We start from the raw sequence: 15,026 nt of genomic DNA on the forward strand, positions 1-15,026 counted from the left end.
GTTTCCCTTCCTACACGAGAAGTGATTTGACTTTTACGCCTTGAAGCATACCCAGTTGCCCGGTCAATGCTCCGACCTCGTCCGTGGTTGCCTCGATGATTATCCCGATGACATTCACGCCCTTTTCGCGGAAAGGAAGCCCCATGCGCCCTACAATGATCTCTCCATGTTCACTAAGAGTCCGGTTGACCTTAGGTGCAGATTGATATCTGTCTTTGATGGTTATTCCAATAATTCCCAAACGTTTATCCATTGAAAACGCTCCGCAATGGTCGAAGTAAAGAAGCAGCTGACAGCTTCCGGAGCTTGCCGGGGAAACCCCTGTAGGAAGTCAGGACGAACCCTTTTCCTTGGTAATTTGCCGGTAAGAAAGACACTGGCCGATTTGCATAACAATGCTAAATCAACCTCCAACGCTTACGCCGACCCTTAACTCAGATATATCCTTACCGCAGGTTAACGCATTCATGCTTTATCTAGAGATTCAGCTCGATGCCCTTCTTTTTCAAGGCTTCAAGCTTACTGCTGCGATCATAGTAGTGGGTATGCAGAAGATGATGGGATTCATGTCCGCAGGGACCATCATGCAGAAAACCGTTTTTAGGATCGTAAATCTTAACGACCATAGGGTTATTCTGAGATTTTCTGTACTTATAGATATTCTTGTTCGCATCAGCCGCATACACTGAATTCTGACGGCGAGCGACAAAATCCATCACGTCAGCCGCTGCTTCTTTAGCGACATTAATACCCAGAACCGCATATCCGGCCACCGCGCCTGCGGCCTTAATGAAACTGCGTCTGCTTAATTTCATGTCAGTTTCTCCTTATGCCTTTATTTTACGAGCTCTGAACCGCTTGTTGATCTGAGCCACGGTAGATCTGAACAGAGATGCCTGGATTTCAGGATCAAGAGGCTGTCCGCCGCCGTTAACGCAACCGCCGGGACAGGTCATAACCTCAATGAAGTGATAGGGAGATTTTCCGGCACGCACTTCGTCGCAAAGCTTGGCAGCGTTATCCAGTCCGCTGGCTACAGCAACCTTAACTGTTCCGAAGTTGGGAACCTTCACGTCAGCAGTGTTAATACCCTCGTGGGTACGGACAACTTTGATATCAGGATTGTCCAGCTTAGTGCCGGAAAGGACTTCGTAGGCAAGCCTGAGAGCCGCTTCCATTACCCCGCCGCTGTTACCGAAGATGGTAGCCGCACCGGTGGATTCACCAAGAACCGGATCAGGGTCTTCGTCTGGAAGGTTGTTGAAATCAATACCGGCAGCTTTGATCATGTAAGCAAGCTCACGGGTATTGATGGTAGCGTCGATGTCGCGGTCAAATCCGCCGTCATCCAATTCACTGCGCACACCTTCATATTTTTTGGCAATACAGGGCATGATGGAAACAGTGTAAATTTTCTTACCGTCTGTCTTTGTTTCCTTTGCACCATATGTCTTAGCCAAAGGACCAAGCATACCGATAGGTGATTTACAGGTGGACAAATTGGGAATCAGATCCGGATAAAAGGTTTCTGCAAATTTTACCCAACCCGGACAGCAGGAAGTAAACTGCGGCAAAGGCATTGCATCCTTGCTACCCTGACTCTTAACCCTGTTAAGAAGCTCAGTTCCCTCTTCCATGATGGTTACATCCGCAGTGAATTCGTTATCCCAGATGTAGTCGAATCCCAGTTTGCGCAGTGCTGCATGCATCTTTCCGCCGACATATGTCCCGGTGGGAGCACCGAAACATTCACCAAGACCGTACCGTACTGCCGGAGCAGGCATGGATACAACAATGGTATCCGGGTCCTTGAGTTTGGCGGCAAGCTCATCCACGAAAGAAACTCCCTCGTAAACGGCACCATAAGGACAGTTGGTAAGGCACTGGCCGCAGTTCATACAGGCAACAGGATCAACAATACGATGAATTCCATCATCATTGATCGACTGGATAGCACCACTCGCGCAATACTCTTCACACGCACCGCAGCCTTCGCACTTGGATTCGTCAACCCGCACAAACCTGACAGTGTCTGCATCAACTCCCACAGGAGGAGCGTAAAGACTGTACTCAACGCCCTCCATTCGCTTGGCATTTTCATTCACAGCAGGTTGAATTGCTGCAACCCCGGCAGGCGGGGACTTAGGCGCACATCCTGACATGCATGTTCTCCTTCGTTAAAACTAGTTTAGAAACGTCAAACACACCAAACACATAATTATAAAAAGTAACACTAAAGACGTACTAATACACTTCTATTATACATGTCAATTAACCATCCAAAAGAGATATAACCTTGGGAGAATAGAGATAAAGACATGCTGAAAAAATACAGTAGACCTACATAGCCTACTAATTACTTTATGAAAAATTCAAAATGATGATGAAATGAAGGAAGATCTATCAGACTAATAATAAAACAGCGGCAAGACGGGAATAGAAGTTGGTCAATTAGAATCAAAGGTATGCCCGGATTTGCTGCCGCCTTAAGATGGTAACAACAACCGACAGGCCGGGTTGAGCAGAGAAACGCTGGCGAGGATTCAGCGCAGCGATCCCGGTGTGAGCAGGGGCAAAGATTAAGCTGCTGTAATCTTTGCCCTCAGCCTCGACACAATTGGATGAATCTGGCCGATATAACCGAAAAAGCAAAAGCGAAACTGATAATCTTCCGAGGTTAAAAAGAAAGAGACTTTCATAAAACAACCAAATACTACATTAGACAGATTCTTCAGCCAGCGTTTCTGTTTCGATAGATTCAACTCCCTTCTCTCCCCAAAAGCTTCGCCTTACGCGTACAAAAAGCAACACTCCGGCCAGTGAAATAGCTATAATCAATCCGATCCACCAACCCTGTACGCCCATCTGCGGCAAAATGCCGGAGGTGAGTTCTGTGCCCTCGGAAAGGACATACCCAAGAGGGATACCTACCCCCCAGTAACTGGCGGCAGTCAGAAGCAAAGGAACGGTGGTATCGTGTATACCGCGCAAAGCTCCTGAAAGCCCCACCTGAATGGAATCTGTAAGCTGGAAAAAAGCGGCAATGGTCAGCAAAGCACCAGCCAGATGCACCACAGCAGGATCACTGGTATACAGGGAAGGAATCCATGTTGCCATGAACAAAAGCAGTACAGTCAAAACCAATCCGATAACTGTGGCCATGAACATGCCGGTGCTAACCATACGACGCTCAAGGACTGCATCCTGTGCACCACGCGCTTGTCCCACGACAATGCTTATAGCAATAGAAAGCGCTACAGGAAGGGTGAACAATACCAACGAGAAGTTGTAAGTAATCTGATGGCTGGCAACGGCTACTATTCCAAGGCGGCCAATCATGAGTGCGATGCAGGCCATGACCAGATATTCAGAAAGAAAAGCGATGCCGATAGGCAAGCCAACCCGGAAGAGTTTTACCACGGCCCCAAAATCAGGAGCGAAAAAGTTCCTAAAAAGCCTGTTTTTAGCAAATCGGGAAGCAACGGACACATAAATGGTCACAGCAAGAAAACTGAAAACCCAGCACACCCCGGTTGCAATACCGCACCCTTGCAATCCGAGTGCAGGCATTCCCAACCCACCGAACATAAGGCCGTAATTAAGCAGGATATTGCAACCCACGGCACCAATGGAAATGGCTGTCACCGCCTTGGGAGCACCCTGTCCTTCACAATAAAAACGCAGACTATAAAACAAACCACAAAACGGAAATCCCCAAGCCAGACCGCGCAAATACTTTTCCACCATAGGCAACAATTCCTGCGGCAATCCGAAAAGAGTGAGATGGGAAGAGGCAAAATATGTAAGCAGCCCCATACCGCTAGCAAGAACAAATCCGAGCCATGACGCCTGCTGCGTGGTAAAGGAAACTTCTGACTCTTTGCCAGCACCGCAAAGCTGTGCAAGCTCAACCAGAAGACTATAAAGAATGCCGATAAGAAATGCCTGCATCGGAACCCAAACGGCGACCCCGAGACCAACAGCCCCCAATGCCTGAGCATCAAGTCGCCCGCACATAAGTGTATCCACCACTCCGTTGGCTATCTGAGCGTACTGGGTAATAAGTATCGGCCCCATAAAAGCTGTGATACTAGCCATATCCTTCCAGAGAGAACTGCGTTTCATGTACTTTCCTATCCTTGGGTATAAGATTTAGATTTCACTAATTCCACAATACAGCGCTCTTGAAACATAGAAGCAGAACGGAACTGCCATAACTCTGTTTGATGCTGAAGATTCCAATGTTGATAGTACAACCCCTGCCTGCTCATAAGTTCTTCATGAATTCCTTGTTCAACAAGACTCCCTTGGTCCAACACAAGAATCTGATCAGCATCGCAGATAGTTGCCAGACGATGAGCGATGACCAGAACAGTCTTACCGATCAAAAGATTGTTTAGAGCAGACTGCAGGGCCAGCTCATTTTCAGGATCAAGGGCAGAAGTTGCTTCATCGAGCAATACGATCGGAGCGTCTTTGAGTATGGCCCGGGCAATGGACAGCCGCTGTCGTTCTCCGCCGGAAAGGCCGGAACTAATCCCGCCCACTACAGTGTAGTATCCTTGAGGAAGATTCAAAATAAAATCATGGCAACAAGCAGCCTTAGCTGCTTCCACAACTTCCTGATCGGTGGCATCAGGATTACCTATCCGTATATTATTAAAAACTGTATCATTAAAAATGTAGACGTCCTGAAAAACAACGCTGAGTCTGCTGAGCAAATCTTCCGGCTGTAGTGAACGGATATCCACTCCACCGATGTTAATTTCCCCTTCCTGCACATCCCAAAATCTGGCAACCAGACTGGCAATGGTTGTCTTCCCCCCTCCCGAAGGGCCGACCAATGCTGTTATGCTTCCTTCAGGAACCGTAAAATTGATATTTTTTAATGTCTGAGCATTTTCTTCATATGAAAAAGATACATTTTTAAACTCGACCGCATTACCCACCAGAGTTTCATATGACACCTTCACCGGAAGTGGCTGCTGATCCAAGACACTTGTGATCCTTATTGCGGCAGTACCCATTCCTTTCAGTTCAGCAAGGAAAGCACCTATATCTCTTAACGGATCAAAAAATTTGTACCCAAGCACAAAAAATATGACGAAAATGCCTTCAGTAATATACGATGAAGACATAAGACCAAGTCCAACTAAAAACATTATGATAAAGCCGAAATCCAAAATAGCGGAGTAAACGAGAATCGGGCCTACGGAGCTAATTTCAAAACGCATCAAAGAAGTCCGTTGACGTTCAAGTGCCGCAGCCATCGGTTTGAAGTCCAGCCCGGTAGCCATGCAGGATCGAAGCTCCCGGATACCGGAAATATACTCCATAATATAAAGGAAGACCCTGTTACGGGATTCAATATGCTTTTGGCCATATTGCTGAACCGCTGTGCGGGCAAGTTGTAAGACGGGAAATGCCAACACAAAGACCATGCAAAGGGGTAACGCCAATCGCCAGTCCACATTAAACAATAGATAAGAGAAAACTAACGGCAGAGTAACTGCGGCAACCAGTTCCACAAAAAATTGGCTGAATACGTTCTCCACGCTGACCATGTCTTGAAGTATATAGGCGGTAATGGTCCCGGGGTCTTTGCGCTTGAAAAAAGAAAGGGGCAAACTTTGAAGGTGCTCCCCTAAACGGACTCGAGCCTTTGCCACGACATTGCAGGCCATGAGTGTAGAATTCAAACGCGCCTTTGTTGTGGCGACCACATATCCGAGCCCAAGAACGATTAAGCCACCTGCGCCTAACCATAAACCGCCCCCTGAAAACAGCCAATTCCCTCCAGCACTCCATGCTACGACCATGTAGGATAAACCAAACAGGCATGTGGCTAAAGCCGAAAGTAAAACGGGCTTAACAAAATGACTTTCACTACCGGAAATTCTGAATATTGATCGAACTACCTGAGCAACCATCATGCCACCACCTCCTGATCTTCTATAATCCGTGTACCGATCTTCCAGCGTTTCGCCGCCAAATGAGCGTTCCACATGGCAGCATAAGTATTATCAATCTTAAGGAGATGGGCATGGCTCCCCTGCCCGGATACACGACCTTCATTGAGCACCACTATATGATCTGCTTTTTCCACAGTATGAATTCGGTGGGTGATCACAATAACGGTTTTAGATTTAGTAAATCGCGATAGGGCTTCCTGAATTCTGGACTCATTTTCTGCATCCATAGCGGCTGTAGCCTCATCCATTATCAGCACAGGGGCATCCCGAAGAATGCAGCGGGCCAAAACAATACGTTGCTTTTCTCCCCCGCTTAACTGCACCTGCCCGCCCTCTCCGATCACGGTGTCGTATCCATCCGGCAATGCAAGAATACAATCATGACATTGAGCCGTACGGGCAGCCTCGAGAACACTCTCTATGTCAGCATCGGGACAACCCAGCAAAATGTTGTCGCGGACTGATCCGGTAAAAACAAAAGAGTCCTGAAAAAAAACACTCACTGTTTTTGAAAGCTCCTCAAGACTCATTTCCGCCATATCTCGCGAACCGATATGAATAGATCCCGACTGAGGCTTTTCCATTCCGGCCAGTAACGCCGCCAGCGTGCTCTTGCCACTTCCACTCAGGCCGACCACAGCCACCAGATTTTCCGGCCTGATGACCATGTTAATGTCACTCAGGACTTGTGACTCTCCATAAGCGAAACAAAGATCCTTAACTGTAATCGTATTATCGCCGTCGAATTGATCAATTCCATATTTTCTATATACCTGCCGCTCATCAGCTTCCTGTGAAAACAGAGAATCCATCCCGACTAAAATTTCGTTAAGCTGGCTGAGTATCGCGCCGATACGCATCATTTTAATAAGAGGGGCAAACAGCATAGGGCCGAGCATTAGGAATAATACAAGCTCGGCAAGTTCGATTCTACCTTGAGAAAACATCCACAGTCCGAAAATTCCAAGCGGAACATGACACAAGGTAACAAAAGCCAGAAAGGTTCCCCAGCGGCCCGTAAGCTTCTTGATGAAAGAAGCCTGCATGTCCTTGTATTCAACCACACTTGAGCGCAACCTGTCGCAGGATTCATGGCTGCGGTTGAATATTTTAACTACCGGCATCCCTCTGATGAATTCGATAATGGTGTTATTCATGCGCTCCTGAGCAGCACCATATGTAGCCATAAAATTATCCTGTTGGACTATCTTGGCGGAGCCAGCCTGCACCCACATGGCAAACGGCAACGGCACAAGAACGGCCAAAGCCATACGCCAGTCAATCAAGAATAAAGTAAGACCGATGCCCAGTGGCATAACAATCGCTGAAACCAAATCAGGAAGATGGTGTGATACAAACATATCAACCTGATTCACATCCTCGGTAAGCATCTTTTTCATGCGCCCCTGCGAGACAGACGAAAGAGATCCAGATCCGAGCTGCCCGACCTTCTCAAGTATTGCTTCTCGAAGAGAAGTAGAAACAACATTACCGACCTTGTGACTCATCAATCCTGAGCCAAGTGCAAACAAATATCGAAATATCATCGCCAGGGCTGTTACCAAACCGACAACAAAACACCACTGCTTGTGGATCTCCCCGGAAGACAACGCCTGAAGAATCACAAAAGCTGCGATAGCAGGAGCCAAAGACAAAACCGAACTGAGCAAGGAACACCCGATGGCAGGCGCCAGTACAAGCGCACGCTTGCCTGAATAGTAAAAAATCTTGGAAACAATTTTTAACAGCATGAGAATCCTTTTGAATCACCGGTTACCGGAAAATACACAGACAAAACAACACAGTTCAGGATTGAGCATTCTGAAGATACTCAGTTGTAATATATGCTTGGTCCAAAAAATTAACGCTACCTGCAAAAGGATCATCCATGCTCAAAAATGAAACTCATTGACAACAGCAAAACTTTGTTTGATTTTGATTTTCTATATCAATATTAACAAATGTCAGTGACTACTGATTTCATTTAATAATCAAGGAGATATTATGAACAGTACTATTGATATGGTAGTTCAGCAAAATATGGACAGCACCTTTTTCGGTGCTCTTGAACTGCTCAATTCTAAGGGGTACAATTCCTTCACCCGTTCTCTTGATGTATCTCATACAAATTATGCTCAGGGTATCTGCGAGCTGACCCTAAATTCAGGTTTCAGCATGGTTATCGCTGACAATGTCGCCCCTGATCCGGAACCGAAATATTTCTCGTTTAAAAAATCACCTCTCGTTTTTTCAGTATCACTCTCAGGACACGGCATTGTCAGATTCTACGGAGACTCAGGTAAAGAGGTTCATATTTGCGATAACGACCTCTACATTGGATACGCCCCCAACAGTTGCGGCGAAACAACCTCCATGAGAAACCAAAAGCACAGCAGCGTAATGCTCATGACCGACCCACAATTCCTGTACGACCTTTTTGGCACCAGACTGGTACAAAGCCTCCCTGCCAATTTTGTTGAGATGATCCTTAAAAACGACGATACGATACACGCAGAGAGCCTTCCCGCTCCTCCGCAAGCCATTGCTCTGGCCGACCGGGTGATGCGGTCAACCATGGATCCTGACTTAGCTAAAGTTTTTGCTTGCAGCGCAGGTTTGGAAATGCTTTGCGTCATTCTTGATCATCTCCAAGAGAATAAAGACGGAAAAAAAATTCCCATGTCTCAAGATGATATAACAAAACTGCATCAAGTCCGAATGATAATAAAAAACAATATAGTCACCCCGCCGTCGCTTCAGGATATATCCCGGGAAGTGGGAATCAATGAATTCAAACTTAAACGGGGATTCAAACAGGCCTTCGGAACAACAGTCTTCGGCTATCTGCAAAAACAACGAGTAAAAACAGCTTACCTGTCCATCATCAATGAAGAAAAAAACGTAAGTGAATGCGCATGGGACGTAGGTTACACTAATGTCAGCCACTTTATTGCCGCCTTCAAAAAACACTTCGGTGTTACTCCGGGAACGATTGCCAAGGGGTATCGTCTCCCTCCCCCGACAAGCCTTCAGGAATAAATACAAGTTACAACAAAAAAGCGCAGGTCGGATATCCGGCCTGCGCTTTTATCATGTTGGTAGTTATTCGTTAAAAAGTCAGTTCCGCCTTAATTCCGAACTCTCTGGGAGTACCGACAGTGCCCATATCAGAACTGGCACTATAATAAGTCAGGTAGCGCTCATCGAAAACGTTATTACCATAAAGGAAAGCCTTCCAGTTATCCGACTCATAGCCCACTTTTGCGTTAGAAATGGTCATGTCACTACGGGAGGAAGTGTTTGCGTCGTCCCAATACAACTTTCCGTAATTCAGCACCTCACCACGTACGAAGATACCGTTTTCAAATCGATACTGAGCTGCGACACTCAAGGTATGCTCAGGCGTAAGAGGCACATGGTTATCTTTATAGTCAAACGGTCCGGTCGCACCTTCACCAGTGTACTTCTCAAACTTCGCTCTTGTAAATGCTGCAGCGAACTCCAGATCCAACCCTTTAATCAGTCGGGCTGTGACATCAAGCTCCCCACCCCAGCTATAAGCCTTACCTGCATTACGCGCCAGATAGGACATGGTTGTGGCCTCATAGGAGATGGTCTGCAAGTCACTGATATCAGAATAGAATAAGTTGGCGTTGACCATAAGTTTGTTATTCAAAAACATGGTTTTAGCACCTACCTCATAATCCCAGGAAGTCTGTTCTTCGAAAGTATGTTTACCAGGATCTATGTTGATACTGGACCAGTTGAATCCCCCGGGCTGAAAACCTCTTGTTACACTGGAGTAAGCCATTATATCGTCAGTAAACTGATAGGAAAGCCCGAGACGCGGCAGGACCGCACTCCAGTTATCACTGGTGGTTTCCTGATTACCCGGGGTAACCACACCACCCATAACCCTATAGTGCTTGAAGTCTATTTTCTTATCTGTGTACTGCAAACGTAAAGCAGTAGACAATTCCAGCTTATCTTGAAAGAACGGAAAAACCACCTGCCCGAATGCGGCATAATCATTAGTAGTTTCTTCGTTGGGACTATGCATCTCCATGCCAAGAGCCGGAATAGTTGAATAGACCTTCTTTCTATTATGGTCTTTGTGGCTGCCATAAAAGCCTGCCAGCCAACTTATACCGCCCTGATCTTCAGGTGATTTGAGACGAAGTTCCTGACTGAACTCCCACTTTTCAATCTGACGACGGGAATCCTTAATTCCGCCAAGGTGAAGATAAGTCATATCCTGCATGTAATCCACCGAGTCACGGCGATAGGTAGAAACAGACTCAAGCTTACTCCAATCTGTAGTATACCCCAGAGAGAATGCAGTGTTAAAAGCATTACCAACAGTACTATCATCAGGGTTGAGCTCACTTTCAAGAGTCGGGCTGATCCCTTTAATGTTAGCTTCCATCCCTTTGTACTCAGACATGTAATCTGCAACAAGGTTCATCTCGAGCTGGTCGCTGGGAGTCATGCGCAACTGCCCTTTAATGCGGCCGTGTCCCTTTTGTTACTTTCATGAGAATTTTTATTCTTCATATAGCCGTCAGTGCCTTCGTACTGAGCGGAAACAGAGTAATAAACCTTGTCTTCAATGATGGGCCCAGTTGCCAACCCGCCTAATTCACGACTGAGATAGCTGCCCACTGAACCATAAGTAGTGAATGCTTTTTCATTAGTCGGTTTTTTGGAAATAATATTGATGACTCCGCCCATACTGCTTTTTCCGTACATAACGCTCTGAGATCCTCGCAAAATCTCAATACGTTCGATATTCAGCAGGCTCGGATCTGTATTCAGAAACGAATCCATGGGAACGCCGTCAACATAAACGATAAGAGGGTTAGCTTCGATAAAGCCCATGGTAGTCTTACCACGAAAGGACATAAACCGATTGTTACCTACAGTTTCCCCTGTGTACAGATTGGGAATACGGTCAAAAACATCTTTGAGTGTCTTGATTCCCGCATCCTCAAGCTTATTGCTGTCCATGATAGTCATGGAAATAGGCACTTTCTGAGCACTCTGTTCGCGTTTATTGGCGAAAACCTTTACCGGTTTTAATACATAGTCTTCCTGTTTGTTTTCTTCCTTTTCCTCATTCTGGGCATATGCAGGGCATATGCCCACTAATACAATTGCTAAGGCAACCGCCATCAGCAAAACGACACTCCCCCGCATGGCCTTCAATACAATCTTCATTCTTCATTCCTCATATCTGGTTGAATTTTTTTCGGTCAGTCAGCGCACCAATGAAAATGAAAATGAAAACTAACATCAAATAATCTACAAACCTCTCCCCGCAGAAGGAGCTTCAATACTCAAAAACAGAGATCTTCAAATACCATTCGGCAATAATAACGTTTGAAATGCTACATAAAGAACGGACAGCCCGTTTTTAGGTTAAGCAACTAGTTTTTGTTTACGGTAACGGTAATAGTCCTGCTCAAATCGATCTGGTGAAGCATAGCCGATCCCGGCATGTCTGCGTTTTCTGTTGTCGAAAATTTCAAGGTAGATAAAAATATCCTGCCTTGCCTGCTCACGCAGTTTTATAGACGGTGCGGTTTACCCGCTCTCTTTTTAGTTTGCTGAAAAAGTTTTCTGCGACAGCATTATCCCAGCAGTTACCTCGTCGACTCATGCTGGTTATGCAGCCGTGCTTGTGAAGAGCCGATGAAAAAGAAGTACAGGTGTACTGACTTCTTCGATCTGAGTGAAACAGTACCTCTCCAGTAGGACGTCGGTTATTGATAGCCATATCCAGTGCATTGCACGTCAGTTCTGCTTCTCTTGATAATAAGTTTAGCGCAAAAGATTCGTTCCGATGCGACTTCGAGTAGCGATGCTTACGCACCGAGTGATATTTCATCCCCTCAGCAGCAAGGATGCGCCGTACTGTTTCTGGACAACAATAGAAATCGACAGCCTCAATTACGTCCTTATAAACTTTCCGGTATCCATAAACACTGTCGCTTTCTTTATAAGAAGCACGAGCAGCCTGACGAATTTGTTTCCGCCGTTTCTCTTGCTCGCTTGGTAACCTTTTTTGCCAGTCATAATAGCCGCTTCTACTTACAGACAAAACGCGGCACAAAGAAATGACCGGATAGAGTCCGTCTTGTTTGGCGATCCATGCGTACTTTATAGGGACTCCTTGGCAAAGTACGCCGCTGCCTTTTTTAAGATTTCGTTCTCCATGCGGAGTCGAGCATTTTCTTCTCGAATCTTTTTCATCTCATCAGCAGCAGAGATATGCTCAAACTCAGGTGGAACATCCTTTATCTTGCTATACTATTTAGTCCATTGCCGAATGGACCAAGAGCTACATCCAAGCTGCTCCGCAGCTTCATTATATGAATTGCCAAGCTCGGTGATGAGCTTAACGGCAGACTCCTAAATTCTTCTGAATACTTTTGGTTACTCATGACTGTCTCTCCATGAACTGAACTTAACCTCTCAGAGACTGTCCGTCATCTATAGGGCACTTCACAAACTCTGTAGGACGGACTCAAACCTCATCTTCAAAAACAAAGAACGGGATCAGGACTGAGCATTATTTTTTTTGCATGCTGGTTGACCTAAGATTACAGAAGTCATAAGATTAAAGGGAGAATCAAAAAAACACACAACTTTACCGACAGCAAGACTTTTAAGGAGATCACTCAATGGATAAAGCATGTGAAAATTGTCGTTACTACCTTCAAAGCCAAATGGACTACAAGGATGACGGGATATGCAGGTTCTCGCCTCCAATAGTTTATCCAACCTCCAATAACGCCATGGGAATTTGGCCAAGAGTAAAAAAAACAGATTGGTGTGGCAAACACTCTCCCACAAAGAACCAACCTCCTCATCTAAAAAAGATGGATATTTCCTGAGGTATTGATGATAAAATTTCTAACAAAAGTCAGACAAAAGTCATATTTAGCTGTCATCATATTGATAATCCTTTTTTTCGTATTGTTCATCATCCAAAATACTGAGCAGATTCAGATCGCTTTCTTATTTTGGACCATACAAATATCACGTGCATTAGTACTTCTGGGAACCTTACTCCTTGGTATTCTTATTGGAACAATTGCGACTATAATGAGAGGTATACGGGACAAAACAGCAACGTCTACAAGTGATATGAAAAAATTCAAACTCCAGAATAAAATTTTGGAGCAGGATGATGTGATCACAGACATGCAGTCTGAGCGCTACAAATTAAAACGAAGTCTGGAAAAACTTGATACGGAATCTCAAAATACCATTGATAGGATTGATGGTTATAAGAAAAAACAACGTATCACAGATGCCGAATTAACAATAAACATTGCTGATTTGGATGATGCAAATCAATCTATATCTATACTCAAAACCGAAATAGACCGTTTACATGAAGAAATCGAAGTAAGGGAATTAATAGAAAAAATGATCCATCACGATCTCAGAAATGCTTTGATCGCATCAGCATCATTGCCAGAATCGGTTCTTTCTGATCCCAACCTAACTGACAAACAAAAGATCATTGTGCGACTGATCCGGGACAGTGGGGAAAAAATGCTTGAGATACTTGAGTCAAGCTTAACACTTTATCGGATAGAAGAAGGAACTTATAAAAAAAAATTTACGACTGTAAATCTATTCGAAATACTCTCAACTGTTGTCGAACGTATCACTAGCTCCCATTCAAGTTACAAACATGAAATTAAAATCACCTGCATGGGCGCTGATGACACTGAAAGCGATTATTTTCCCGTAACTGGAGATAAGTTTCTTCTCTACAGCATCTTCATGAACCTACTTACAAATGCATTAGAAGCTTCTCCTCAAGGAAAGCCAATTGCAGTTATTCTCAGTAAAAACAAGTATTGTTCCATCGCTATTAGCAACTACGGAGCAGTTCCAGAGAGCATAAGAGACACTTTTTTCAACAAAATGATTACATCAGGCAAAGAATTCGGAACTGGACTGGGAACATACTTAGCCATGATGATGGTCAAAGCTCAAAATGGCAATATTGAGTTAAACTGTTCTACCCCCGAAATGACAACCATATATGTCCACCTGCCCAAGGCCTAACTGCAACATCGCATTTATTCGGACTCTCCGCTCCGGGGAATATATGACCCCTCTTATATTTCATATTCCCTCTAAACACGCTTTTATAGGTGAAAAAAACTAAAGACAAAAAGCAAGTTCAACCGCGGCAAAGACAGGCCTATACTCCAAGCTTCCTCGAAAAAAGACTGGTTAGCGGTACGCAGCCAGTTGCCCCTTCTCAGTCAACCGATACTTCTGATTTCTACTCTTGGCCTTGTTGGGAATGGTCATTTCCACAAGCCCCTCTTCAAGTACAGGCTTGAGGTAAAGCTCCCTGAATTACTTGCGGTCTTTGAGACCCAAAGCAGTTTGCAACTCATCACGGCGCATTTCGCCAGAAATGACTTCAATCAATTCTTTAACTTGGGGGGTGGCAGATGAAACGACATTCTGAATCATTCTGAGCATGAACTCAATGAACAGTACCGAGTCCGCCTTAATCGTGCTCTGTTGAAGGGCGTCATAATATTCTTCTTGGTGTTCGAAAACCAGACTTTCCACCGGGACATCCGCGAACTGATCCTGCCACACTTTTCTGGACAGTCAGTTAAGCCACAAACATATTTTCCTGACAGTTGATTTCGAATTCAGCAGGTGACAGCCATCCATTGCTGAAATGGCGTCTTCTGCGATTATAGTAGGCCTCAATTGAAAGTCAGGATAGCGACTTAACCTCGTGTCCACAATCTTGTAGCAGGCCCATGGGGGATCATTCAAAGAATGTAGTACTCCCGAAGGAATGACGGGGGAAGATTGGCGGCATTTACTTTCGATTATGTGGGGCGGTGCTGTGGTTGCTCTTGAAGTGCCCTATAGATGACGGACAGTCTTCGAGAGGTTAAGGTCAGCTCATGGAGAGACAGTCATGAGTAACCGAGAGTATTCAGAAGAATTTAGGAAGTCTGCCGTCAAGCTCGTCACCGATCTAGGCTATTCATATAACGAAGC

The 15,026-nt window shown here is 45.2% G+C and carries 12 protein-coding genes and 1 pseudogene; 3 read left to right on the forward strand and 10 right to left on the reverse strand.

Annotated features, from left to right (window positions below; all coding sequences use genetic code 11):
• Nucleotides 1–10 precede the first annotated feature (10 nt).
• From D0S45_02590 to D0S45_02615, 6 genes are all read right to left on the reverse strand, one after another.
• On the reverse strand, nucleotides 11–253 hold the full coding sequence (locus tag D0S45_02590) for a CopG family transcriptional regulator (GenBank protein ID TIH20249.1): 243 nt from the start codon (nucleotides 251–253) through the stop codon (nucleotides 11–13).
• A gap of 223 nt (nucleotides 254–476) precedes the next feature.
• Nucleotides 477–815, reverse strand: coding sequence for a twin-arginine translocation signal domain-containing protein (locus D0S45_02595; GenBank protein ID TIH20250.1), 339 nt, complete (start codon nucleotides 813–815; stop codon nucleotides 477–479).
• Nucleotides 816–827: 12 nt separating this feature from the next.
• A complete protein-coding gene (locus D0S45_02600; GenBank protein TIH20251.1) occupies nucleotides 828–2,162 on the reverse strand; it encodes a 4Fe-4S dicluster domain-containing protein in 1,335 nt (444 codons plus the stop codon).
• A 556-nt stretch (nucleotides 2,163–2,718) separates the two neighbouring features.
• On the reverse strand, nucleotides 2,719–4,125 hold the full coding sequence (locus tag D0S45_02605; protein TIH20252.1) for an MATE family efflux transporter: 1,407 nt from the start codon (nucleotides 4,123–4,125) through the stop codon (nucleotides 2,719–2,721).
• 8 nt (nucleotides 4,126–4,133) lie between these two features.
• Nucleotides 4,134–5,933, reverse strand: coding sequence for an ABC transporter ATP-binding protein (locus D0S45_02610; GenBank protein ID TIH20253.1), 1,800 nt, complete (start codon nucleotides 5,931–5,933; stop codon nucleotides 4,134–4,136).
• Entirely contained in the window at nucleotides 5,930–7,723 is a 1,794-nt protein-coding gene (locus D0S45_02615) for an ABC transporter ATP-binding protein (GenBank protein ID TIH20254.1), read from the reverse strand. The genes D0S45_02610 and D0S45_02615 overlap by 4 nt, the downstream gene beginning before the upstream one ends.
• A 253-nt stretch (nucleotides 7,724–7,976) precedes the next feature.
• On the opposite strand from D0S45_02615, the gene D0S45_02620 reads away from it, so the two are divergent.
• The gene (locus D0S45_02620; GenBank protein ID TIH20255.1) at nucleotides 7,977–9,011 is read left to right on the forward strand and encodes an AraC family transcriptional regulator; all 1,035 of its coding nucleotides are present in this window, start codon (nucleotides 7,977–7,979) and stop codon (nucleotides 9,009–9,011) included.
• 70 nt (nucleotides 9,012–9,081) lie between these two features.
• Here D0S45_02620 and D0S45_02625 read toward each other — a convergent pair whose 3' ends face one another.
• The 3 genes from D0S45_02625 to D0S45_02635 all read right to left on the reverse strand — a co-directional run bounded on the left by D0S45_02625 (nucleotide 9,082) and on the right by D0S45_02635 (nucleotide 12,072).
• Nucleotides 9,082–10,461, reverse strand: coding sequence for a TonB-dependent receptor (locus D0S45_02625; GenBank protein TIH20256.1), 1,380 nt, complete (start codon nucleotides 10,459–10,461; stop codon nucleotides 9,082–9,084).
• Nucleotides 10,458–11,189: a hypothetical protein gene (locus tag D0S45_02630; protein TIH20257.1), complete on the reverse strand. Its 732-nt coding sequence runs from the start codon at nucleotides 11,187–11,189 to the stop codon at nucleotides 10,458–10,460. The genes D0S45_02625 and D0S45_02630 overlap by 4 nt, the downstream gene beginning before the upstream one ends.
• A 340-nt stretch (nucleotides 11,190–11,529) precedes the next feature.
• Complete coding sequence (locus D0S45_02635) at nucleotides 11,530–12,072, reverse strand: hypothetical protein (GenBank protein ID TIH20258.1); 543 nt, start codon at nucleotides 12,070–12,072, stop codon at nucleotides 11,530–11,532.
• 583 nt (nucleotides 12,073–12,655) lie between these two features.
• On the opposite strand from D0S45_02635, the gene D0S45_02640 reads away from it, so the two are divergent.
• Together D0S45_02640 and D0S45_02645 are read left to right on the forward strand one after the other, a co-directional pair.
• A complete protein-coding gene (locus D0S45_02640; GenBank protein TIH20259.1) occupies nucleotides 12,656–12,868 on the forward strand; it encodes a hypothetical protein in 213 nt (70 codons plus the stop codon).
• Between the two features lie 7 nt (nucleotides 12,869–12,875).
• Nucleotides 12,876–14,057: a sensor histidine kinase gene (locus D0S45_02645; protein ID TIH20260.1), complete on the forward strand. Its 1,182-nt coding sequence runs from the start codon at nucleotides 12,876–12,878 to the stop codon at nucleotides 14,055–14,057.
• A gap of 171 nt (nucleotides 14,058–14,228) precedes the next feature.
• On the opposite strand, the pseudogene D0S45_02650 reads toward D0S45_02645, so the two are convergent.
• Nucleotides 14,229–14,408, reverse strand: a pseudogene (locus D0S45_02650) (cell filamentation protein Fic).
• Nucleotides 14,409–15,026 lie beyond the last annotated feature (618 nt).

Origin of the sequence: Marinifilum sp. JC120, assembly GCA_004923195.1 — a bacterium.
GTDB lineage: Bacteria > Desulfobacterota > Desulfovibrionia > Desulfovibrionales > Desulfovibrionaceae > Maridesulfovibrio.

Excerpts from the sequence above, each read along its gene's own strand:
- D0S45_02590 (TIH20249.1), bottom strand. The coding sequence starts at position 253 with ATGGATAAACGTTTGGGAATTATTGGAATAACCATCAAAGACAGATAT.
- D0S45_02595 (TIH20250.1), bottom strand. The coding sequence starts at position 815 with ATGAAATTAAGCAGACGCAGTTTCATTAAGGCCGCAGGCGCGGTGGCC.
- D0S45_02600 (TIH20251.1), bottom strand. The coding sequence starts at position 2,162 with ATGTCAGGATGTGCGCCTAAGTCCCCGCCTGCCGGGGTTGCAGCAATT.
- D0S45_02605 (TIH20252.1), bottom strand. The coding sequence starts at position 4,125 with ATGAAACGCAGTTCTCTCTGGAAGGATATGGCTAGTATCACAGCTTTT.
- D0S45_02610 (TIH20253.1), bottom strand. The coding sequence starts at position 5,933 with ATGATGGTTGCTCAGGTAGTTCGATCAATATTCAGAATTTCCGGTAGT.
- D0S45_02615 (TIH20254.1), bottom strand. The coding sequence starts at position 7,723 with ATGCTGTTAAAAATTGTTTCCAAGATTTTTTACTATTCAGGCAAGCGT.
- D0S45_02620 (TIH20255.1), top strand. The coding sequence starts at position 7,977 with ATGAACAGTACTATTGATATGGTAGTTCAGCAAAATATGGACAGCACC.
- D0S45_02625 (TIH20256.1), bottom strand. The coding sequence starts at position 10,461 with ATGACTCCCAGCGACCAGCTCGAGATGAACCTTGTTGCAGATTACATG.
- D0S45_02630 (TIH20257.1), bottom strand. The coding sequence starts at position 11,189 with ATGAAGATTGTATTGAAGGCCATGCGGGGGAGTGTCGTTTTGCTGATG.
- D0S45_02640 (TIH20259.1), top strand. The coding sequence starts at position 12,656 with ATGGATAAAGCATGTGAAAATTGTCGTTACTACCTTCAAAGCCAAATG.
- D0S45_02645 (TIH20260.1), top strand. The coding sequence starts at position 12,876 with ATGATAAAATTTCTAACAAAAGTCAGACAAAAGTCATATTTAGCTGTC.